This is a genomic window from Legionella sainthelensi (genome assembly GCF_900637685.1).
Classification (GTDB): domain Bacteria; phylum Pseudomonadota; class Gammaproteobacteria; order Legionellales; family Legionellaceae; genus Legionella; species Legionella sainthelensi.
Window position 1 is genome coordinate 2,417,502 of record NZ_LR134388.1, and the last position, 22,292, is coordinate 2,439,793.

Sequence of the window (22,292 nt, forward strand, 5' to 3'; positions counted from 1 at the left end):
ATATCACCAATAAGTTATCAGATAATTTGATAGTACATATAAGAATAATTAGTTTGTTCCATAAGTATTTTTCGATTAAATTATAACCATGTTGATAAAAATAAATAAAGCCAAGGCCAACAAAATTTTACCAGAATAAGGTGGTATTCATGAAAAATCCTAATTTGTCTTTTATCGATCGCGACAAATTATTTTCTCATATCCACAACGATGCTCACCTTACCGGAAGTCGGTATTTGGAAGGCATGACTCTTTCCCAAACCATAGGTTCTCTTTATGAATACGTTAGTTCTTTAAAAGAACCAAGTAGTGACTATGAACAATTTAACCTAAGTCAGTTGACAGCAAATTTAGTATTTCTCAAAGAATTGGTTCAAGATCTGGATAACGCTACTGATGCATTTCCGGAACACATTGTAGAAAAGATTATAAATCGGGTTGCTCTATTGCCTTTAGGATCGCAATTTTTTATTCCTGGGGGTTGGATTGGTCATGCTGTGTTGTATGAATTTGAAAAGACAGAAGAGGGAAGACTACGCTTTAATATTTATAATACGGGTGATGGTGCAGAGTATCATGCCAAAGTGGTTGATCTTCAGGCTAATCGATTTCATGCCGCTAAATCTTTTGAGTTCAAAGATAATCCTAATTTAGAGTGGCTCCGATTGTTTGTTCGTGATCTTATCTACCTGAAACATATACCTTCGGCACAAAAAATGACGGAGTCGGGGAAAAAAACTCTTTACGCAACAATTTTACGAAAGATTCCCTTTTTAGAGGGGAAGGAAATTATTCCTCAAACCAATAATGATTTGATTATCCAAGGGCAAATGTCGGGTACCTGCTCCCAAGCGGTTATTGAATGTATGATGAATGCTTGCATTTTTGAAGCAGATAAGCGTCGTTTGTTTTTATTTAACTACAAACTTGATAATCTCAAAGAATATTATAAATGGGTCATCGATCTCGAGGAAGCAGAGCAAAGCACGGGCCGTTATCATCAGCTCATTCTTGCAGCAGAACAATTACTTGCCATAACCAGCCATGACCCTAGTCTTTATAAGGAACAAGAACTCATTAAGAGCATCCTGCTTGACTGCCAGGAACGATACCGAATACTTCAGGATAAAACTCATTCTGCGTTTGTACCACATGAACAAACAGTCCTTTTCCCAACCTTGCTCAAAGAACCCGAAACACTAACTTATAACACATCGGCTAAAGATTCAGATGCCTATACAATTCTTCAATTACGTGAAAAGAAAAACTTTTTTCATAAAATGTCTTTAGATTGCCAAGATGCATTCTACACGACAAAAAGCCATGAAGATTACCAGAAAAAGCAACAGTATTTAACGCAAACTTTTCAAGAGTGCTTGACTTTGCAAACTGCATTGTATGGTGAGCGCGGACATCCCGATGCTGAAACAATTGTGACCACACTCGGGTATCTTAGCGCTCTTGGTAATCTGGCTGCAGCGCATGGGGCTGTTTCTTTTCAAAAACTCATTCAATGTCACATAAAAACATATCTTGCAGTAAACAAGAGCAATCCGTTCCTGATTAGTGAAGATTCCCAAGTGATGAAGCGCTTTGACCTTATCTGTAAATCCTACGAGTCCCCTGACAAACACCTTTTGATAAGCGAAGCCCTCAATATTTGTTTTCAAGAAGTAGAAGACTTTGGACATCCTAAAATATGGCGCGAATTTTTGATTAAAAACCGTGACATTGCAGCAAAATTGCACATTACAACACATGGTATTGATGAGGAGTATGATAAAGGTGTTTTAGTTCGGCATGCTTTGATTAACCTCCTCAATAGTGATAAAAAAGACACGATACTTCTGGCTTTACGTACTTTTATCGAGCAAAACTATCCAGACGCTTTAGTAGATCATACACGCAGCATGGAGCAGTTAGACAGGCTGTGTACGTTCAATCGTTGTATGGTTTATGCGTTGTCGCAAATTACAGAATCCTTATCTACGGTACAGACTCGTTCTTCTTTCCAATATGAGTCGGGTACAGTATGGTCCGTACAGGACTATTGGGGGCTTTCTCAATATACGAAAAATACCTTTGATGCTGCAGCGCCAAGTTCTCTTGTGGATGGACACCATTTACCGCGCGAAGATATTTTTTTACGTCTGGAGTCATTATTTAAATCCAAATGCCCAGAATCAATTAATGAAGTTATCTGTACCCTTAATCCAGAACATACGGATTATCTGATGCATAAAGCACTGCTTGAGGCGTACTATTCAGGACGTTATCGAGTAGCGAATATTTTAAACTTCTTTTCGAATAATCCACTGCTTCTGAGTCGGCCTGAAGGCTTATTTGCTTTGCGTTCAGCCTTTTTTTCTGTCGGGGCTATGGATGATTTTAAAACATATACCGCTTCTGCTGAGTATAACCTTAGTGATTTTTTTCAAAAAACCACTCGTATCATTCATAAAGGTAATCCTGAATTAGCTCTAAAACTTTACACACTGTATCTTAAAACCTGCCTATTTAGCAACCTGATACCTGCTTTTGACTATCATACGGACAGTACGACTCATAGTCTGGTCATGGATTCAGAACACTACAAACAGGAGCTAATTCGCTTGATGTACAGTCTCAATTGCCACAACAGCGTATCCGTGAAGATGATTCGTGATTTTTATGAGCTGGTTACCAGTATTCAGCCAGGATTGATTCAGTTTGATCCCCTAAGTGAACGAATTTTTTTCACTGAGGCCAAATCCAAAATTCAGCAAGCTATCCAGAGCGATCCTCTCGTGTTTCAGGATTATTTAAAAGAACGATTTCCCAATAAAACGTATGATACCTCTTTATTTCCTCTAGTTCTGGTTCAAGGGCAAATTTTTGATATCGAGACCGGTATTTTGCAGGAAGAGTCCGATTTAATCGAAGTCACTACCCCACCGATACTTAAGGACAATACACTGTTTATGAGCCTATTTCCCAATGTAGGCAGGATACTCAGGCATCCGTTCCTGGAGTATTATGAATTTAGTGTCGATGGCGAGCACTATCGCGTTTCTCTAAATGCACAACACAGCAACCAGCTTGAGATCGAAAGGCGATCCCCAATCAGGGCTGGCGATCCTTCTGAATACCGGATATGGCGTTATCTTCCCAAAAATCAGCTGGATGGAAAACAGTTTATTCAAACGGTATTGAATCAACAACATGACTTTTGGTTAGACAGTCAAAATGGAGATCTGCTGATTACCGATAAGCAGAATCATCCGATTTATTTGATAGAGAGTAAAAGGGGCTGTATCACTTTGCTTAGGGAACAACAGGGAGGGATTCTCTTAACCAAATCCCCCTGTTTTACCGCAACAGGTGCATTTGAGGGCAATCTTTTTACAGAAACACGTCTGCTAAAAGATGGGACAATCCATATTCATCTGGCTCGTTATGGATTGGATTTGGTAAGTGATGTAAAAAATTCACAAGAATTGTTTTTGGGTGGAGAAAAAAAATATCGCCTGAGGTTACCATCCGATTTTATCCCTGGTTTTTCTCAATGGCTTCATTTTGCTGCTACGAACTGTCCATCAGAGCAATTTGTCCTCATTCCTTTTAAACCTTTTGTGATTGATGAGCACAGTCCGAACAAAAGTGACTATTATCGTTATAAATTGGACACAGAAGGCAAACTGGATAATGGGGACACAAATTGTGTTCATTTTCGTATTGCTGTGGATGAACAAAAGAGTTTAAAGCCATCCAACCTAAATGAAGCGCTTTATTTAATGTATGTGTCGATGGGTGCACAAAACTTTACTAAGGCATTGGATTATCTGAAGCTGATTCAATCCCAGTTTTGTCATGAAAAAATGGATGAAACTACCGGCACTATTTTGAATTGGATGATGTTTTCTCTACCGAATGCTCAATATGCGCCTCAAAAATGCCGTATTCATACTCCAGAATCAATTGCCCTAAAACTACAGATTTATGAATGTTTGCATGGGTTTGCCCGTATGCCAGGTTATAAGCCTAAACCTGAAAGTGAAATAAAAAACTTTTTGGATAAGCAATGGCCTCAAGAAATAACAAGATTGTATGCAGAGTACATCCATCGAGAAAAGAAAACGCCCTATGATTTTCTCCTTACACCAGAACAAGAAGAAAACCTGCTGTTGGATTTGAGTCATCGATTAGAAAAAATGAGTGGAGTACACTCTTTTCGGCATGCGCAATTAAATCATCACAAATATGTTCTTTTGTATCAGAATTATTGCAAACAACGAGAAGACCTTCATCATCTCGGAACAAAGGTTCCTGTAGCGCTGGATAAGTTGATTGAGCGGCTTGAACTTAAAATCAATCACCAAGAGCCAATCTACTATGCAAAGTCGGTAGTGGCGGAGTTGCAGCTTGTTTTACCCGAATTGAAGTCTTATTTTAGTACCAAGAATGCGGTAAAAGAGCCCGCAGAGTTAATGGTTAAACGTCTTTTAGCCGGTGAAGAGCTTGAGCATAGTGATGATCAGTTTTTACTCCTTTATCATTTTATGCGTCATGAGAAAAATCCTGATGTGCTTAAGACGCTTAATCAGTTTTTAGAAAAAAAATTACTCGGTCTTTTATGCTCTGGTAATTCTTTGACCTTCAACAACAATGAGGTTACGTCAGGATTAGAAAAGAAAACAATTAAAATCACAGATGAAAGTTTATTAGAAGGAGATGGAAACGGTCAAGCCCTTGCTTTTTACAATGGACTCTATCGAGCATCTCTTTTGCTGTTAAAACCCCATACTCTCCCAGAGTCAATCGATGATTATATGGCCTTTAGTCAATTCAAACGACTTGTAAATGCTGAACCCGAAATCGTATTCAACAAAGAGGCTCTCATTACGTTGGTATCTGATATTCCGTTTCCTGAAGAACACAAGCAACCCAATCTGTTACGGCAAAAAATACAGCCTTCTTCTAAGTTCTTCGAACTGAATCTGCCCTCAAGCAACAACTGGTGTAAGCTTCTTGGTCTTGAGCCGCAAACGGTGAGGGATTGTGACGACTTCTCTGCTGAGTTTCTTGAGATTGAAGCGGCAGGCCTACCAATAACTAAGGCACTGCAAGCGCATGCTGATTTGGAAAACAGAGCCGGGGAGAAAAAAAGGCATCTCAAAGCAGAAACGCTAAAGCATTTTATCATAGATTTTTTGGCTCATGAGGAGCAAAACAGGCATGTGCTCACAGAGCTTTCGGAGCGACTGAGCGAGTATTATGCCGAAGTATCCTCCATAAAGGAGGCATTTGCTCATGAGATAGTTCAAAGCGTTAATAGAGCGGCCAATCAATACGGCTGGAGTGAGCGCCGTCTGGCTGCACGTCAAAAAAATCTTGATCTGGATGATCTCCTTTTGCTTTACATACGACAAGACCCTAATGAATATGCCAAAGCTCTTGGACTGTCTCTTTCTGGAGTAGATAATGATCCAGCAATGGAATACATCTTAAAAATACAAGAAGACCTCAGACGATACTTATTGATTTCACTAGATTTTCAAAAAACACAACGTCTGCACTCATTGACTCTGTCCGTAGTGCAGGATTGGTCCTCAGATAGCTTTAAAAAGCTTTGTGTGGCTGCAGCAGCACAAAACACGATTACGGCGGACGACTCACCGGTATTGCTGGTTTTTCAATATTTAGAAAATATGTTGATTCGTGCAGATCAAAAAGCCACTTTGGACACATTTTTTTCGGGAGCGGCTAAGGATAATGGCACAATTTTGCAAATGATCATGGGTGGTGGGAAATCTAAAGTCATCTTGCCCTTGAGCGCACTCCTGAAATCAGAAGGTCATAATCTGACAGTGATTGAAGTGCCTTCCTCCATGTTTGCAAGCAATGTCTATGATTTGAATCAAACAACACAACGTTTCGAATGTGTGGGACATCCCTTTATCATTACTCGTGATACATTGAATGATGTTGGCGAAATGGAAGCAACATTCCACCATCTGTTACATGTGATTTCACATCGTGAATACCTCATTACCACTCCTGAGTCCATGCAGTGCCTAATCCTTAAATACGTGGAAATACTCCATCTCAAGCCCGATAACTGGGAACAAAAAATTCTATGGTTGGATAGAATTCTTCGAATTTTTAAATATCAGGCTGATTTTCTAATTGATGAAGTAGATACCGTTACTGATGTAAAAAAAGAATTAAATTTCGTTTTGGGGAAAGAAAAAAGCATCCCGCAGTTCCAGGCCAAATGGGTCCTTGAAGTGTATCGATCCTTGGAAAATCATGATCCCGAGTATTTTAAGAGATTGCTTTCAGGAAGCAACGTGAATGAGGAAAGTCGGCAGTATTTTATTGATGCTTTGGATCAAAAAAATCGATCACTAATCAAACTCTATGAACGCTATTCTCGAGATGCCATCCTTTCCTACCTTAATTCAGGCCATCCTTCTTTAGGCGAAATTGGGGCGCTAAGTTATGACGACAAGGAATTTCTTACTTTGCTTCGTGAAGAGCTGGATTGCTTTTTGCCGCTTACGCTTGGTAAGCGCAACTATGAGCATTACGGTATCTCAAAAACCAGTCATTATGCGATTCCTTATAAAAACAGTATGGTACCCAAAGAAGGATCTAAATTTGGCAATTACCTGACTGCCATTAATTGTACCATTCAAATGGTTAAAGCAAATGGTGTTCCTTTTGAGTTAATTCAAAAAGAAATCGAACAGGTACTGACTCTGGCAGAAAAGGATTACCTTAGTCATCTATCGTTGAAGGGGATTAATGATTCTCGAGAGGTACGTCGATTTAAAGAGCGTTATGCGCTTCCTGCAGACTGCGATCTCAAAAAAATGTTAATAAATCCTGAGCAATACAATAGGCTTTATCAGCAGCTTGCGTTTCATAGCGACATGATTCATCACGTGCTGGACACAAAGATTTTTCCTACCATTCCTATGGAGGAACACTATATTTCCTGTAATGCCGCAGAACACTTAATTTTTCTTGAGAAATCCAAAAAAGGCTGTACGGGTACCACCTGGAATTACCGCGCATCTCCGCTGCATTTAGCACCAGGTTCCAATGTGGGTAGCATCGGTGAAATTAAAGCAGTCATGAAGGAAAAAAATACGTCCATTATTTATGCTTCTAGTGACGATCTATTGACTGCCATTGAACGTAATCAAGCGTGTAATGCGCTGATTGATGTCGGTGGCTGGATGCGTAGCCATGCCAATTTAGAGGCTGCTCGAAAAATAGCTCTTGTACCTAGAGTGGCACAAACATTTACTTATGTATTTTTCTATCATGACAATGTGTTAAGTGCGATCAGTACCAATTCGGCAGACACGACGATATATAAAGTATCCGATTTGCCGCCTATTGCTGCGCAACATTATTTTACATTTTATGATCAAAGCCATACTTATGGTGGCGATATTCTCCAACCCAGTAATGCTCATGCCCTGATTACTGTAGAACAAGACACGTTGCGGCATCAGTTTGATCAGGGGGTATTGCGATTACGTGGCTATTTAGATGGACAACAAACAGTTACGGTGCTTGCCCCGCTTTCTATGAATGAAATTCAAAATATAGGTAGTCTGTATGATAAGCTGACGGAGAATGAGCATGCTTGCATTATAAGAGATAATTTTACTTATGCCTTGCAGTCGTTACACAATGCGGTTAAAAACGATTTATTCAGTCGCCTGCTTGCAATCCCCTCTGAACATGCTGTAGCCAAACAAGAACTATTCAAGTTATGGGAGCAGTTTTTTATTACCCCTGTTTCAACTGAACTTCAAGTTTTATACCCTGGTGTACCCACGGCGCAGGATACGGAGTTACTTTTGAAAAGGCAGGCTGCAGTACAAAAAAGCGTATGGATTGACGCGATAAAAAGCTTAAACCTGTCGCAAGAAGAGCAAATCTCTTTTCTGAGTCAGTTGGATGGTCTTTGTGCGCAGGGAATAAAACAATGCAGCTCCAGCGTACTTTACGTCGACAGAAATACTGCGGCGAATGCTGATGTTGCAGTAGAAAATCAACTACATACTGAAGCGGAAAATGAGATTGCTGCTGAAATTGAGAACGAAACAGAACTTTTTTTAAAGAAAGCGATTACGCCACAAAAAAAACAAGCCTTAGAGCTTTCTCTTCAAAATCGTTCGCTTCTGGATACACGTGGCACTATTTTTATGAGTGAAAATTTTTGTAAAACCACCCAAGAGGCAGACCTATCGATTAGAAATAAAACGTTTCAGAACTTTTTGTGCTTCCTCGATACGATGGGTTGTATTCAGGTTATCGCGGTTACTCCGGAAGAGATCTCGCTTTCTAATGAGCAATTTCCTTTGAATGCTTGGGTAATTAATATGGATTTGCAATGCATTCGAGGTCATGTTCCTCAGAATTTATCTGAGGAGCAAACACGCGAATGGGCACGTTTGCAAGAGCAAGTGCTGTTTTTCTCTGGAAATTTTAGAGCATTAAATCAACGAGTAGCATTAGGAAATTCGAGCCCACTTTGGTGTATGGAGGAAACCCAAAAGAAACTGGAGTTTCTTACTACGACTATTTTACCCTTTCAATGGCATTCACCCCTACAGCAAAGAGAATATCAGCGATTTGCAGCCAACGATTTTTCTTTTGCTTTAGCAGAAATTATGGAGCAAGAGCCTAAGATGCTGCCCTACCAGTGGTATGAGCCTTTTTTAGAACGGAGCCAGGAAGAGATAAAACAAGAAATGAACGAAAAATTGGTTAAGATTGAGCAGCTGCAACACCATCTAAAGCATCATTTTGATGAACCATCAATCGAGGCTTTTATGGTTTATGCCAACATTCATTCCCATTTGAGTGATATGGCCAAAAATGCAGGGCTTTTAGATGATCTTGACGTCAAAAACATGCTGGAAAAAGCTGCTCTTTATGAGCGTCAAGCGATTAAACTTAAGAATGCTTACAGTGGTTTTAAGCTTGCAGCAATTCGTGCTGAGGAGATTAGCAAAACATTTGCTGATTTAGACAAACTATTTGATATGGTGCAAACAGCTGATTGTGACGCAGAAGAAATCTTGATTAGTATTTTGGTTTTCCGTACACAACAGTTTCTCAAAAATATAGAGCAAATTAATGTTCATGATTTTGAGTCTTATCTTAATGATACAGGATACCAAGAAAGTGAGCCTGGAAAAAAGCTGGCCTTGATGCAACGATCTCTTCAGCATATGGTTTCCCGACTCAATCAGTGTATGAATAATTGTTCTGAAAATGTTACTCCCTTTTCTGATGAAGGAGCGCGAGAGCTTACAAATTTTTTGGTTCATTTTCGGATGGAGATAAAATTTCGTAGAAAAATAATGGAGAACTTTGAGGATATGCAGGACTGTGAAGACGCGATTATTTTGGTGAATAATATTCTTACTAATCTTTACTTAATTGAAAGCCACAGAAAATTTCTTTATCAAGATAACAAAGGTAAAATGCCGCGCAGTATCATTCAAACCTATGATCGAGAAATTTCAGAATGCGCTGTAGAGATTCCTTTCTTTGAACAATCACTTATAAAGCTAAATACTACTTTAGAGCAATTGAACGCTAAGAAACCTACTAATATAAGGGCTGAAGCAGTGATGCCTCTGAAGAGTAATGTTCTCGGAAATTTACCAACTTTAGACATGAGTATCAATGAATTTAATGTTGCAAAAAAATGTACGGCTCAATTCAAGCAAGAATTGCAAAAAATTAAAGCCCAAAATGAAAACCAGGAATCAGTAGGCTGGGTCTATTCAAGCAAATCTCACTAAACAAATTTTATATTTTAATATATTTAAACTCAATGAGTTAATTGCATGAATATGTGCTTACTTGGCTGGGTTTTTCCAATTTGGAACCCAATGACCGGCATCTTGTAATGCTTCATAATGTTGAGTTTGTAGTGTTGAAGCGTCTAGCATATTCTTCACCAGTGTTTCGTCAGGATTTATTTTTTGGAACTCTTGCCAAGCTTTTTGCTGTGATTTCTTGTTGGGGTAAATATCCCAAAATTGATTGAACTGCGTATATAAAAATAAATAATTATTATTTATATTATGAGGTAGGACGGTTTTTTCCTGTTCACCTATGTCGGCTTTTGCGGGCTGATGGCCAGAAAACCCTGTGTTTTCAATGAATTTTGATGGCTTGGCTGAGACGGGTTGAGATGACGGTTTTGTGACGGCTTTTTTTTGCGCACAATAATCCCTAATTGCTAAATTACATTTTAAAATAAGTTGCTTTTCTTCAGATTGAAATTGAATAAGCCCGGCACGTTCTAGTCCTGCCAAAGCACGCCTGATTTGTGCCCGAAAAAAACTGGAACTTTTAATGCCTTGATGTGGTTCTACATAGAGCTGTTCGGCAATCGACTGACAGCTAATACCTCGCTCTATACCAACGAGACATGTCTTTACATTCATATAAGGCCTAATCCCTCTTAAAGAGGCTAACTGCTGAATGTGGGGTAACCCACATAAAGCCCCTAATTCTTCTTCATTAATCATGAAGTGCATTTTGTCCTCTTCATTTCCTTGAACCGAGAATAAAAAACCATATCGTGCTTAATTGCTCGATACGTGCATAAAAAATAATAAGTTAACACATATTGAGAATTAATCAATATGTGCTATTCTATTTTTTAAAAATTACTTGTGTGCAAACGGATATGAGCATTAAAGAAAAAATTGGTAACCGAATTAGGAATGAACGTCTTGCTAAAGGGCTAACTCGAAAAGCGCTTGCCGAGCTTACTGAGAATCTAAAAGTTTCACGGATTAACAATTATGAACGCGGAGAACGCACTCCTGGGCCTAATGAAATAAAACAACTGGCGCATGCATTGGAGGTTGCCCCTGCTTTCTTAATGTGTTTGTCGGATGACAAACAAGGAAAGCTAAAACAAGCTCCTGGGTTAGGTGCTTTGATTCCTATTTTAGATTTTAAACAAGCCTGTAATCCTGAACCAATCATTCATGACATTAAGAATGAAAGTTATTCCAAACAAGTGATGCTGATTCCCATAAATGCTCCACTGGCTGAACGCGTTGGCGAGCATGTTTTTGCCCTGGAAATAAAAGACGACAGCATGTATCCCGAATTAAAAGTTAAAGATGTGGCTGTTGTGGATCCCCATACTCCACCTAATCCTGGAGATTTTGTGGTGGCTAAATTAGAACAAGATAATGAAGTCATTATTCGCAAATACAAACAATTATCTGCTTCAAAATCAGCTTTAGAATTTGAGCTCATTGCACTTAATCCAGATTGGGCCAATGTTCAGGTTGGTAAAGAAACCCACGGTATCATTATTGGTACACTAATTAGTCTAACTAGAGCATTGAAAATTTAGCAGCCACGGTAAAAACACTATTTATTTTCAGTGTTGTCTATGTAATACAACCCAATTGTCGTTGACGAAGGTTAATTCTATTTTTATTATCTTAAGGCAGAGGATAACTCAGTTGGAGAGGATCATGGCACTAATAAAGAGATTTAGAATGATTCAAACACTTTAATAATACCCCCCACTCAAATTCTTTCAATAATTCTTTTTCTTGTTGCCAGGACAATAATATATCAATAGCACATAGCTATTTATTAAATTGAACAACACATTAAAAATCAATCGGTTAATGAGCGACAGACACCTTAATGTTTGATAAAATTTGTCCCTACTAAAGGCACATAACTCAGTGGTAGAGTGCTGTTCTTACTTTACGGAAGTCGCTCGGTTCGATTCCAGCTGCGCCCACCACTCCTGATTTACGCACTCCAAATATCTCGTAATATCTTCAATGAAAAAGATAAATTAGCGGTTTCAATAGGACGTGAAGGGTTTAGGTTCACTCTTTGCCAGAACTGATTTATCAAGTCAGACCAAGACTTGGCAGCTTATCTTTGTTTTTATTTTAGGTCTAATATTGGATCAGCCTCTCTTGTTTTAATTCAAATTACATTAACATTACAAAGGCTAGTGCGCTTTTCCATCCAAAAAATGAGTTAGTAACCCTCCGATAACATACACCACAGACAAAATTTATTTGTTGTGACCTATCCCCTAAATTAGTACCACTTCTTTGATGAGATTCATTATCCTATGCCACCTTTCTTGCGTATTCAACAGGAGGCATATAATTTAGAGAGCTATGAGGTCGAACATTATTGTAGTGTTTACGCCATTGTTCAATCTCAAATCGTGCTTCCTCCATTGTTCGAAACCAGTGCTGATTAAGGCATTCATTTCTGAATTTCCCGTTTAAGCTCTCAACAAACGCATTTTGAGTTGGTTTTCCTGGTTGAATAAACCCTAAAGTGACATTCGTTTCTTTGCTCCAGAAAAACATCGCTTTACTAGTAAATTCTGTACCATTATCACAAATCACTTTAATAGGCTTATTTCTTTGCTCAATAAGTTGGTCTAAAAAGCGAGCCACTTGTTTGCCACTGATTGAGGTAGATATTAGCTGGCCAACCATTTCACGAGAATAATCATCCACTACATTCAATATTCGAAATCGTCTCCCATTGCTAAGTTGATCCGATACAAAATCCATCGACCAACGCTGGTTTGGTGCAGAAGGAACTTCCATTGGTTGGCGAGGACGAGTCAGTTTTTTCCTTTTCTTTGTTCGAACTTGAAGTCCCTCCTCAGTGTATAATCGATAAGTATGCTTCTTATTCTGAACCAAGCCTTCAGCTTTAAGTAGTCCATGAAGAATTAAATAACCATAGGCCGGATATTGTGCGGCTAAAACCTTGAGTCGTGTTCTGGCCTTCTCATCCGTACGTGGTTTACATTGATAACGAAATGCTATGCGGCTTAATCCTGCCAGCTTGCAAGCTACTCGCTCACTCAACTTAAAGAAACATATTAGGTGCTCGATGATCGACTTTCTTGCTGCTGGCTTCACCACTTTTTTGATAATACATCCTTCATTGCCTCTAGCTCCAGGAGCTTATCTGCCAACAGTTTTTTAAGATTAACATTCTCTGATTCAAGCTCACGAAGACGCTTGGCCTCATTCACTTCAAGGCCAGCATACTTACTTCGCCAATTGTAAAATGTGCCTGACGAAATTCCATAGTCTCGACATATCTCTTCGACCTTTATACCTGCTTCATGCGATTTGATTGCTTTTATAATTTGTTCTTCTGTGTAACGCTTTTTCACTTTGAGATCTCCTTTTGGTTTAGTTTATCGGAAATCTCATCTATGTCATGGCATTATTTTTTGGGGATAGGTCAATCTTCTAAAGTAACTCTTACGAACAAAATAGAGTTAGTAAGACTAATGGAAAATAGTTACGAGTTTCCTATTAATGTGAATCCTGAATTTCTAAAATAAAAATCTCAATTAATATTTCTATCTAACGAACCGGTTCCAATTTTCAGACGCTACCTCCACTATAATCAAATTTAGGAGTTATCTACTAAAGTTATCTTACTCTTCTCTGGCATTGTAGAAAAAAGCACAGCAATCGAACTAATAGATAAAATAATAAGTATTATGGATACATCTAAAAGACTATCGTTCCTTATTAATGTACCCAGATAACTACCCGCGGCAAAAAAACCTATCATTAGCAAGCTTCGGATTGAAGATGCAGCACCTCTCTGTTCCTCATAGCATTGTAACGCTCTTGATGAGCTTGCTCCCCATAATAAAGCCGCACAAAAAAGATAAAATCCAAATGCCAATGAGGTAAAAATCGGGTTATAAATGCCCGTAAAATGCAATCCTAGTAATATTGCTCCACTAAAGGTTGATAATTTAGTGCCCATACGAAGAAGTCTATCAATTCCCAATTTATTCAGCAGACGAGACGCTAATGTTGTGCCCATAATGAAAAAAGATGCGCTTAACGCCATTAAAAAACCAACTTTATCAGCAGATAAATGCATTGTATTTTCATATAAAAATGGAGCAATAGTTAAGAAACACCATTGACCGCAAGCTAATAGAGCAAATAAAGAAACATAACTTACAAATAATTTATTCGTTAAAATCTTTGCATATTGTTTTATAGCATGTTTTGTTGAACCCATTTTTTTTGTTGTTAAGCGACTCTCTGGTAGCGCGGATAGCCCTATCAAGATAATGCCAGTAATGAACGCAATAAAATAAAAATCACCCTTCCAGTGAAAGTAATTTGTGATTTGTCCACCTAGTGCTGGAGCAATCATTGGGCCTAGAGCAATAATACTTCCTATCGAGGACATAATTCCGGCACTTTTATCTTTAGGGTACATGTCTTGAATCAAAGCCCATCCAACTACAGGAGCAACAACACCTCCAATACCTTGTATTATTCTACCCAATAAAAATGTATAAATATTGGTAGCTAAAATACAAATTATTGTGCCTGAAAAAAATAAATACATTCCCATTGAAAAAGATTTTTTTCTTCCAATGTTATCGGATAAGGGACCCCAAAAAAGTGTGGAAAGTATTTGTCCACCTAAAAACAATGATATTGAAAGCTGGGCCTTAGAGTTGTCTACAGCAAAATATTCCGCTATTTGCGGCATACTAGGCAAAAAAATATCACTTGTCATTAATGTTATTAATGATGAGGATATGATTACAAAAAGTGACAGTTTCTTATTCACAATATACTCCATGTACAATTCTGCAAAGAGAATTAGTTAATTGGTCCACCAGCGTTCCAGAACAGGATAAAGAGATTCAATCTGGCGTTTTTTAACTAATTGTACTAATGCTCTAGTTTGTTCCTTAATAACAGGATGATCTGTAATTTTATCGATAATGCGAGTGATAATAATCAAAGTACTCTCGCAAATTAATTCGTCTCTGCTGAGCACTGCCATACAAAAATCAAACATAGAGTCTATTGAGTTTAATTTAGCGGTAAATAGTAGCTCTAACTTTTGTTTTTGCCCAATATCGAGATTATTACACAAATCTAATACATCCCTAATATGCATCTCTTTAGTAATAAAACTAATAATATTTCTATAAGAATTGAAATCAATCTGTTTACTTATAAACCATTTATGTATTTCATGCAATCTATTAATTTTTAACTCATTTTCTTCATTATTTAAATCGGTAGTTTGGCACCTGAAATGTTGTTTTAAAAAATACCAATAAAAAACATACGTCTTATTAATTGTAATTTTTATGAAATTTTCATAGTCAGAAATATTGTCATTTTCAGGATAAAATTGAGATAAATCACCGTCGATTCTTTTATTAGAAGTTAACGGAATTTCCTCACAAATTTTAACATCATCGGTACCCAAAAGAATTTTCAGCACTTTAAGCATGTTACGGCCCCCAGCAGCGAGCTCACAATATGATTTATTCCTGGGTGATAAATATTTAATTGAAGGATCCAATGTGTTTAATTGAGAGACAATTTGAGCCCATTGATTATGACTTTCTATTTTCTTAATATCTAAAATACTATTATTGTCTTTATAAAATTTAATGACTCTCGCATCTATATTAAGGTTCGTTTTTTCCAAATAGCTTGAATCCAGGATAAATTCCTCATTATTCTTAATTAATATGTTAATAAAATTTCTTAACGAACTTTCTCCACAATCTGAAAAAGTTATTGTTGTATCGCTGTTTGGGGTGCTCGTTGTAGTGATACAAAGTGGAGGGAAAAAACGGCCAAACACCTCACTATAAAATAAATGATGGGGCAAAGAGCAAAATTTTTCATCAGATAGAGTATGTTTAAAAACTCCTGGGCTGTAGTCTTTTAAAATCGAGGCATAAATCAATGCTCTGACAACATTCACTTCTAATTTTAAACAGTTCCAATGTAATGAAAAACACCAGTTAACTATATTGGACACGAAGAAGCAATTTTTTTGTGACAAAACCTATCAGGGGTTCAACTCATGCTTCCTGGGTTCTATTTTATCAACCACGATAAATCTATCCCTCTGATCTTCGCCTTCTATTTGTACGGAGTCATCTTCATTCTCTATTATAAATACCCTGCCTTGTTCATTTGCGGAAAGAAGTGTTGTATAAGTAATAAAACTAGATGCAATACCGGATAAGTTTTCTTTCAATGCTATTCTAAAACTATCTGACTGTCCCATCTTGCATGCAAAAACCTCCAAGTAGGGGAGATTTTTATCTTCTAGTTCCAAATCCTCTTTCAGCAGCTCCAAAAAAACATCAACTTCTAATCCAGCTATTTTATCATCATCAAGATTACCTTGTGCAACAATGATTAATGTCTCAATATTTTCTAACAATTTTTTAAAATGCATAAGACCATTTTGTTTAGTTAGATTATGAACCACATCACTTGCTTGTCTTTGATGGAGACTCTCTTGGATATCGATAACCATTGACTCATCCAGTGAATAAATGAAATGATCATTTTGCTGGTACCGTTTTCTTAATGGTACTCCTACGTCTAGGTTTCCAGTAATTTCATGATTGTAGTTTTCACTATTTTTTTCTTCTTTTTCAAAATGAGAGTAAAGCTCCAAGATGAGCACTTTACTTTCTTTAGGAGGGGGATCCACTTTTTTCTTTTTAAATATCCCTATTTGTGAGCTTTCAGATTTTTCCAACTTCCGTTTCATAAATACATACTCTAATTAAAATCAATATACTTAATTATAATCTAAATAGAAAAATTGAGCGGTATATATAAATTTTGGACGATCTTAAGAGCACCTTATTATGGACGTAGTTATACGTCCTAAAGTGTGTAAAAATTTTCAACAGATCCCTTTTTCGTATAACATCACAGCAAGAATATTCCTCATCAGTCACCGTATTGATGCAACTCGTGTTTATAAACAGAAATAATTCAAGGTTAGGCTGGCCACTTCTGCTTCATTTAATTTTTCATTAATTTGATTATTGAGTTGCTCTATAGGGGACGATATTGATTTAAAAAAAGAGCCGCCGTGACGCCGGTAACTTGCATAAAGCAACTCCCCTTCATTTGCTGTAACTGACTTGATGATTTTGTTACGAATTATTGACCTGCTGGGTAGGTGTGCTTGCTCTGGTAAAAGGAAAGATAAAATTACACTTGCCACATCAAAACTAACTATTCCTTGTTTTATAGCAGACATTAACGGTAATAAAGCTCGAGCAAATGAAGGTTCGCCATTATGGGACAGAAGCAGCCTACCATTTTGCTCAAGAGGTTTTAATGCATTCAATATCGCATCACGTTCAGCGTATGTTTTATTAAGAAATAGTTCATTATAGCTTAAGTCAATACAGGCAACTGAGGATGGAATTGCCTGTAAAGCCTGCACTAAATGAGTCACCGTTAATAGAAATATGGAGTATATTATAATGAAGTTGATGCTGCAAAATTAGAATTCGCTCAAGGTAACTGCTTTTTTATCAGCAACTGCATTGCGTGCAAGCCATGTAACCGGACTTAAATGATCTAATCTTGACTTACACAGACGATGCAATAGCTATCGGGGCCGACAGATTTCATGTAATCCGTTTAATTCCACATCAATGTATGATGAGTTATCATGCGCTATAGAGCTAAATAAAAAACAATAGAGGTATTCTAGCGTTACTAAGAACAAGACCCGATAACCTTTGTGGAGAGAAGAAAACCAATCGCATTCCCGACCAAGTGTATCTTTGTTTTGAGCCCCCCTTTTGCACGACTCATATCTTGATTACCGCCCTTAGTTCCACTCCCATGAGGATGAGTTTTGAAATTGCCAGCATCAATCCTTAATCATTTATAATCAGGAGCATCAAAGACGTGCTCTAACAGTCTTTCCCACACGCCTCAATCGCGCCAACGACAAAATCGGTGTTGTGTACTTTTCCAGTCGCCAAGAGATGAGAGTAAATCCCGCCATGGTGCATCTGTACTGAATATCCAGAGCACTGCATTAATAAATATTCTATTATCCAAGGCTGCGCCGACCAATGCTACTCGAACTCCGTAGTAAATGAGGTGACATAAATTCCCATATATTCAACAATGTCTTATAAAAGTGTATTTTCAGGATTTTCCTATTTTCCTTAAGCCTGCTCCGGCATACAATCTTTCTTCGATGGACTCTAAAGATTGCCCTTGAGTTTCTGGGCAGAAGATAATGCTGATGAAGCAGGCGATAACACATATCAAGCTAAAACCCGCAAATATCCAGCTTATTCCTAAGTGCGACTCCAATAAGGGATATGAAAAGGTAATAAATGCATTAATACCCCATGAAGTAGCGGATGCGATGCCCATGCCAGTATTTCTTAGATGCAAAGGGAAGAGTTCGGACATAATTACATAAGGGATAGGCCCCATGCTTAAGGCAAAAGATGCAACAAACGATAATAGCATGAATAAAGAAAACCACTTCATAATGGAATATTCAGATAGTAATAATTGACTCACGCTAAATCCCAAAAGACTAACGGCCATAATAAATAATCCATAAATTAAAACAGGCCTTCTACCCAACGAATCCAGCAAATACATCGATAAAAGAGTAGCAATGATATTAATCACTCCAACTAAAATCGCAATTTTTAAACCACCCTCCAAACCGAGAAATCCTGATTGCTGAAAAATACTAGGGGCATAATACAAAATCGCATCAATCCCACTTAAATTTTGGAAGAGAAATAAGCCCGATGCGAATAATATAGCTGGCAAAAGTATTGGATTAAACAATGCCTTAATTGAAATAACACTAGGAGAAGAAGGTGCTTTTTTATTTTCCTTCCAATGATATCCATGTAATCTAAAAAAAGTGTCATGCGCCTCTACAACACGATTGCTCAATAATAACCAACGCGGACTTTCTAATTGGGTCAAAGTAACCAGAAATAAAATAAGAGCAGGTAGAACAGCAAGCCCAAACATCATAGGCCAATTTTTACTTTCCACAAAATAATAACTAACGATATAAGCACTCAAGATTCCAATGGTGATTGCTAATTGTACACTTCCAACAAGAAAACCACGTAACCTATCAGGGGCAGTTTCAGCAACATACATAGGGCCGATTACAGTACACATACCAACAGCTGTACCTGCGCAAAAACGAGCTAAAATCAAAGACCAAAAGTTTTGGGACATGGCACTCCAAATTGAACCAAGAATAAAAATTCCAGACATCAAAAGTAATGTTTTTTTATGTCCGAAGGGTGCAGTGACTTTTCCACAAATTAAGGAACCGGTAAAACCTCCCATTAATATTATAGCAACCAAAAATCCCTGATTTAAATCATCTAAATTAAACTGTTTCGTGAGTAACGGTAAAGCACCCGCTATGATTGCAGTTACATAGCCTACTAATAGTCCTGAGCATATGGCTATCGATAATATTCCACATATTCTCCAGTAATTATGATTCGCTTTTTTCATTGAAGAATCTTTTTAGCTGTTTGTTTAAAAGCACTGATAATTTGGTCACAATCCTCATCAGTTAAAGTTGATGCAATAGTCAATAATGCGGCATGATCGTATAAATAATCGCAATGAGGTAGTGTACCCTTGTGATAATGAATCGTGCGAGAAAATTCATTCTTTGGATGAGACCAGGGAAAACCATCTGGACTTATAGATTTTTTATTGACTAAGCTATAGTTATTAAAATACCAATGCAACCCCCACTCATGCATGGTAATGCATGCAAGACTGCCAGTTTGCCCCTTAATGCCAAGGTTTTTTAATTCTTCGGTAAAGGCCTGACACAATTGTTGCGTAGGATAAATTGTGATTAAAAAAGGACCAGAGTCCCCTTCTTTAGACGCAATATCGCGGAATGCTAACCCCTTGATATCTTCTAACTCTTGGCGAATGCGCCATTTTGCATCATGCATGGAAGCAACAATTTTATCTAATTTACCTAATTGGGCCAATGCAAAGGCGCCTGTTAATTCGGACATTCTTGCGCCTACTCCCCACAATTGAAACTCTTCATTTTGAGTCTCCAAACGTCCAGCTTCATTACGAGGATAACCTAAATCATGAATAGCAAAACAGCGCTGGTAAATTGATTTGTCGTTGCAAACTATCATTCCACCCTCACCCGACGTCATATTTTTATTGAGCTGAAAGCTGAAAATCGCAGCATCACCAAAACTGCCAAGTGGTTTGCCTTTATAAGAGGCACCAGCAGCTTGGGCACAATCTTCCAATAAATAGAGTTTATGGTGCGCAGCTATAGCAACAACCTGATCAATATGCCCTGATGCACCACTCATATGAACATACATAATCGCTTTGGATCGAGGACTGATTTTTCGTTGTAAATCTTCAGGATCGATACAAAAGGTATTATCAATATCAACTAGAACAGGAATGGCTCCCAGACGTACAATGGCTGACAGGCAACTAACCCACATATAACCTGGAACCAATACCTCATCGCCAGGTCCTACGCCAAATGCTGCTAGTGCAATATGGAGTGCTGCCGTTCCAGAAGTAACACCTAGAGCATAATTTACTTTAATTTTAAAGCAAAATTCAGCTTCTAAACGATCCACCATGTGTTGTAAATCAGGACCATAATAGCGGAATGGACTATGAGATCTAATGACCTCATCAACCAGGTTTTGTTCGTCCTCATTAATCCAAAGAGCTCCAGGAAATTCCCAGGGTAATGTTTTGGTACGTACTGGTTTTTCCTTACTCATGTGAATCTCCTCTTTTCTGTAGATCACTGGTAATATGGCTAGCGAGTCTATCTGCTAGAGCCATAATAGTCAGTGTCAGATGTTTATCTGGTAAGTGGGGAATTACCCCTCCATCACATAAATATAAATTATCATGACTAAAAGTTTTAAGATAAGCATCCACTATAGCCTCATTTTTGTTATTGCCCATACGACAGGTCCCTGCATAATGAATTCCAGTTCCATCATTGCTTAAATCATAAACAATATGTATGCCTGATGCCTTTCTTAATACTTTTCGGCCAAATTCAGCCATTTTTCTCATTCGCTCTTGCGTTTCTGCAGAGCTTTTATAATGAATATCTACTTGTGGAACTCCATATTTGTCTCTATCTACTGATGGAGACACTCTATTACTAGCTAATAAATCACCTTCACAAAATAAACCTAAAGTCACAAAAGAATGAAACATTGATTTAACGATAAAAGGCTTTATGATTCGAGGTATCCAACGAAGATCATTAAGATAATAAGGCACATCAGGTGGCGCTGAGATTGAGTGACCAATGAAACGAAATAATTTTTCATTTGATAACTTGGCTTGTCCACCAATTATTAATAAATCACCATAACCAATATCAGGAGGTCGTTTACTAAACCACAATTTATATAGAGAAGTGGCTAAAACCACCTTAGGATTATCTTGAAGAAAACAGCCCAAAGAACCATTATGATTTGCCAAACCATTTGGAAATGCGGTGTCATGAGAATTAAATAAAATTCGCGGTGTTTCTATAGCGCCAGCACTTAAGATAAAAATTCGTGCTTGAATGGTTTTACGTTCATTTGATTTAAGACATAGGTAATCAAGAGAACTAATCTGATTATTTTTATTGTTGCGATTCAAGCGAACTACTTTGGCATTTAATAATAAAGTGTAATTGCTCCGCTTACGAATTTCAGGTAAAAGGCGTGTAGAAAATTTATAAACCGCTCCTACTGGACAGCCAAAAGTACATATTCCTGTACTGATACAATGATTTGGTTTTTCTGTTCTGGTTTCAATTGCTTTGCGATTTGGAATTGCAAAACATTCAGGCCAACCACTATTTTTTACTGCATCAATGATGAGCTGATCCACAGGTCTAATCGGTTTAGGGGCAATATATTTCCCATTGGGCAAAACAGTTAAATGTTCTTCAGTTCCACACACACTAATCAGCTGTTCTACAGAGCTGTAATAAGGGGCTAAATCCTGATAATTAATAGGCCAGGTAGCTAAATCTGGTTCGCTGAAACGAACTGATACAGCATTCCACAGGTTTTGTAAGCCATTCAGTGCATAAATCTGAAATTGGCGAAACTCAGACTCCGATTTTTTACTGCTGGAACGTATCGAAGAATCTGCAAATAAATCATGAATAAATAGTGCATCGCCTATGTGAGGTGGAAACGTAGTCTTAGGTTTGATTCCAAAACCTTTCTTAATCCCGGGTGGGTTAATATCAGTAAAATAATTGGAAGGCAATTCATCACCTTGCTCCACTGAAATGACATTAAGACCCGCCTTAGCTAAACGGTAGGCTAGGATTCCACCAGCTGCACCAGTTCCCACAATGCAACAGTCATATGTTTTAGTAATCAATTA

At 37.8% G+C, this 22,292-nt stretch carries 12 protein-coding genes and 1 pseudogene; 3 read left to right on the top strand and 10 right to left on the bottom strand.

The features are described 5' to 3' along the window. The first annotated feature begins 149 nt into the window (after positions 1 to 149). A complete protein-coding gene (locus tag EL220_RS10745; protein ID WP_027272374.1) occupies positions 150 to 9,815 on the top strand; it encodes a DUF3638 domain-containing protein in 9,666 nt (3,221 codons plus the stop codon). 57 nt (positions 9,816 to 9,872) lie between these two features. Here the strand turns inward: EL220_RS10745 and EL220_RS10750 are convergent, their stop codons facing one another. After that, a complete protein-coding gene (locus EL220_RS10750) occupies positions 9,873 to 10,559 on the bottom strand; it encodes a hypothetical protein (protein ID WP_128130887.1) in 687 nt (228 codons plus the stop codon). A 152-nt stretch (positions 10,560 to 10,711) separates the two neighbouring features. Here EL220_RS10750 and EL220_RS10755 point away from each other — a divergent pair, with 152 nt between their 5' ends. Continuing rightward, entirely contained in the window at positions 10,712 to 11,395 is a 684-nt protein-coding gene (locus EL220_RS10755; RefSeq protein WP_027272373.1) for a helix-turn-helix domain-containing protein, read from the top strand. 745 nt (positions 11,396 to 12,140) lie between these two features. Here EL220_RS10755 and EL220_RS10765 read toward each other — a convergent pair. From EL220_RS10765 to EL220_RS10785, 5 genes are all read right to left on the bottom strand, one after another. After that, positions 12,141 to 13,216, bottom strand: a protein-coding gene (locus tag EL220_RS10765; protein WP_128130888.1) for an IS3 family transposase whose coding sequence is annotated in 2 segments (ribosomal slippage) — positions 12,141 to 12,967 and positions 12,967 to 13,216 — 1,077 coding nt in all. Because the reading frame shifts where the segments join, the coding sequence is not laid out codon by codon here. A 245-nt stretch (positions 13,217 to 13,461) separates the two neighbouring features. Then, positions 13,462 to 14,655: a multidrug effflux MFS transporter gene (locus tag EL220_RS10770; protein WP_232002389.1), complete on the bottom strand. Its 1,194-nt coding sequence runs from the start codon at positions 14,653 to 14,655 to the stop codon at positions 13,462 to 13,464. A 36-nt stretch (positions 14,656 to 14,691) separates the two neighbouring features. Then, positions 14,692 to 15,873, bottom strand: coding sequence for a hypothetical protein (locus EL220_RS10775; RefSeq protein WP_128130889.1), 1,182 nt, complete (start codon positions 15,871 to 15,873; stop codon positions 14,692 to 14,694). 30 nt (positions 15,874 to 15,903) lie between these two features. Continuing rightward, positions 15,904 to 16,620, bottom strand: coding sequence for a hypothetical protein (locus EL220_RS10780; protein WP_027271853.1), 717 nt, complete (start codon positions 16,618 to 16,620; stop codon positions 15,904 to 15,906). Positions 16,621 to 16,833: 213 nt separating this feature from the next. Further along, positions 16,834 to 17,310 carry a hypothetical protein gene (locus tag EL220_RS10785; RefSeq protein WP_027271852.1) on the bottom strand — a complete coding sequence of 159 codons (477 nt, stop codon included), beginning with the start codon at positions 17,308 to 17,310 and terminating at the stop codon, positions 16,834 to 16,836. Positions 17,311 to 17,486: 176 nt separating this feature from the next. Here EL220_RS10785 and EL220_RS19885 point away from each other — a divergent pair. Continuing rightward, positions 17,487 to 17,636 (top strand): annotated as a pseudogene (locus EL220_RS19885) (ISL3 family transposase); the annotation flags it as partial. 174 nt (positions 17,637 to 17,810) lie between these two features. Here EL220_RS19885 and EL220_RS19795 read toward each other — a convergent pair. From EL220_RS19795 to EL220_RS10810, 4 genes are all read right to left on the bottom strand, one after another. Then, positions 17,811 to 17,912, bottom strand: a complete 102-nt coding sequence (locus EL220_RS19795; RefSeq protein ID WP_414973829.1) for a hypothetical protein — start codon at positions 17,910 to 17,912, stop codon at positions 17,811 to 17,813. 117 nt (positions 17,913 to 18,029) lie between these two features. Further along, entirely contained in the window at positions 18,030 to 19,391 is a 1,362-nt protein-coding gene (locus tag EL220_RS10800; RefSeq protein WP_027271851.1) for a sugar porter family MFS transporter, read from the bottom strand. Beyond that, the gene (locus EL220_RS10805) at positions 19,388 to 20,665 is read right to left on the bottom strand and encodes a DegT/DnrJ/EryC1/StrS family aminotransferase (protein ID WP_051544759.1); all 1,278 of its coding nucleotides are present in this window, start codon (positions 20,663 to 20,665) and stop codon (positions 19,388 to 19,390) included. The genes EL220_RS10800 and EL220_RS10805 overlap by 4 nt, the downstream gene beginning before the upstream one ends. Next, positions 20,658 to 22,289, bottom strand: coding sequence for a GMC oxidoreductase (locus EL220_RS10810; protein ID WP_035906338.1), 1,632 nt, complete (start codon positions 22,287 to 22,289; stop codon positions 20,658 to 20,660). Before EL220_RS10810 ends, EL220_RS10805 begins: the two co-directional genes overlap by 8 nt. Between the last annotated feature and the right edge of the window lie 3 nt (positions 22,290 to 22,292).

What these genes read in the sequence shown, in the direction of transcription:
- EL220_RS10755 (WP_027272373.1), top strand. Translation starts at nt 10,712, where the DNA reads ATGAGCATTAAAGAAAAAATTGGTAACCGAATTAGGAATGAACGTCTT.
- EL220_RS10800 (WP_027271851.1), bottom strand. Translation starts at nt 19,391, where the DNA reads ATGAAAAAAGCGAATCATAATTACTGGAGAATATGTGGAATATTATCG.
- EL220_RS10805 (WP_051544759.1), bottom strand. Translation starts at nt 20,665, where the DNA reads ATGAGTAAGGAAAAACCAGTACGTACCAAAACATTACCCTGGGAATTT.
- EL220_RS10750 (WP_128130887.1), bottom strand. Translation starts at nt 10,559, where the DNA reads ATGCACTTCATGATTAATGAAGAAGAATTAGGGGCTTTATGTGGGTTA.
- EL220_RS10780 (WP_027271853.1), bottom strand. Translation starts at nt 16,620, where the DNA reads ATGAAACGGAAGTTGGAAAAATCTGAAAGCTCACAAATAGGGATATTT.
- EL220_RS10745 (WP_027272374.1), top strand. Translation starts at nt 150, where the DNA reads ATGAAAAATCCTAATTTGTCTTTTATCGATCGCGACAAATTATTTTCT.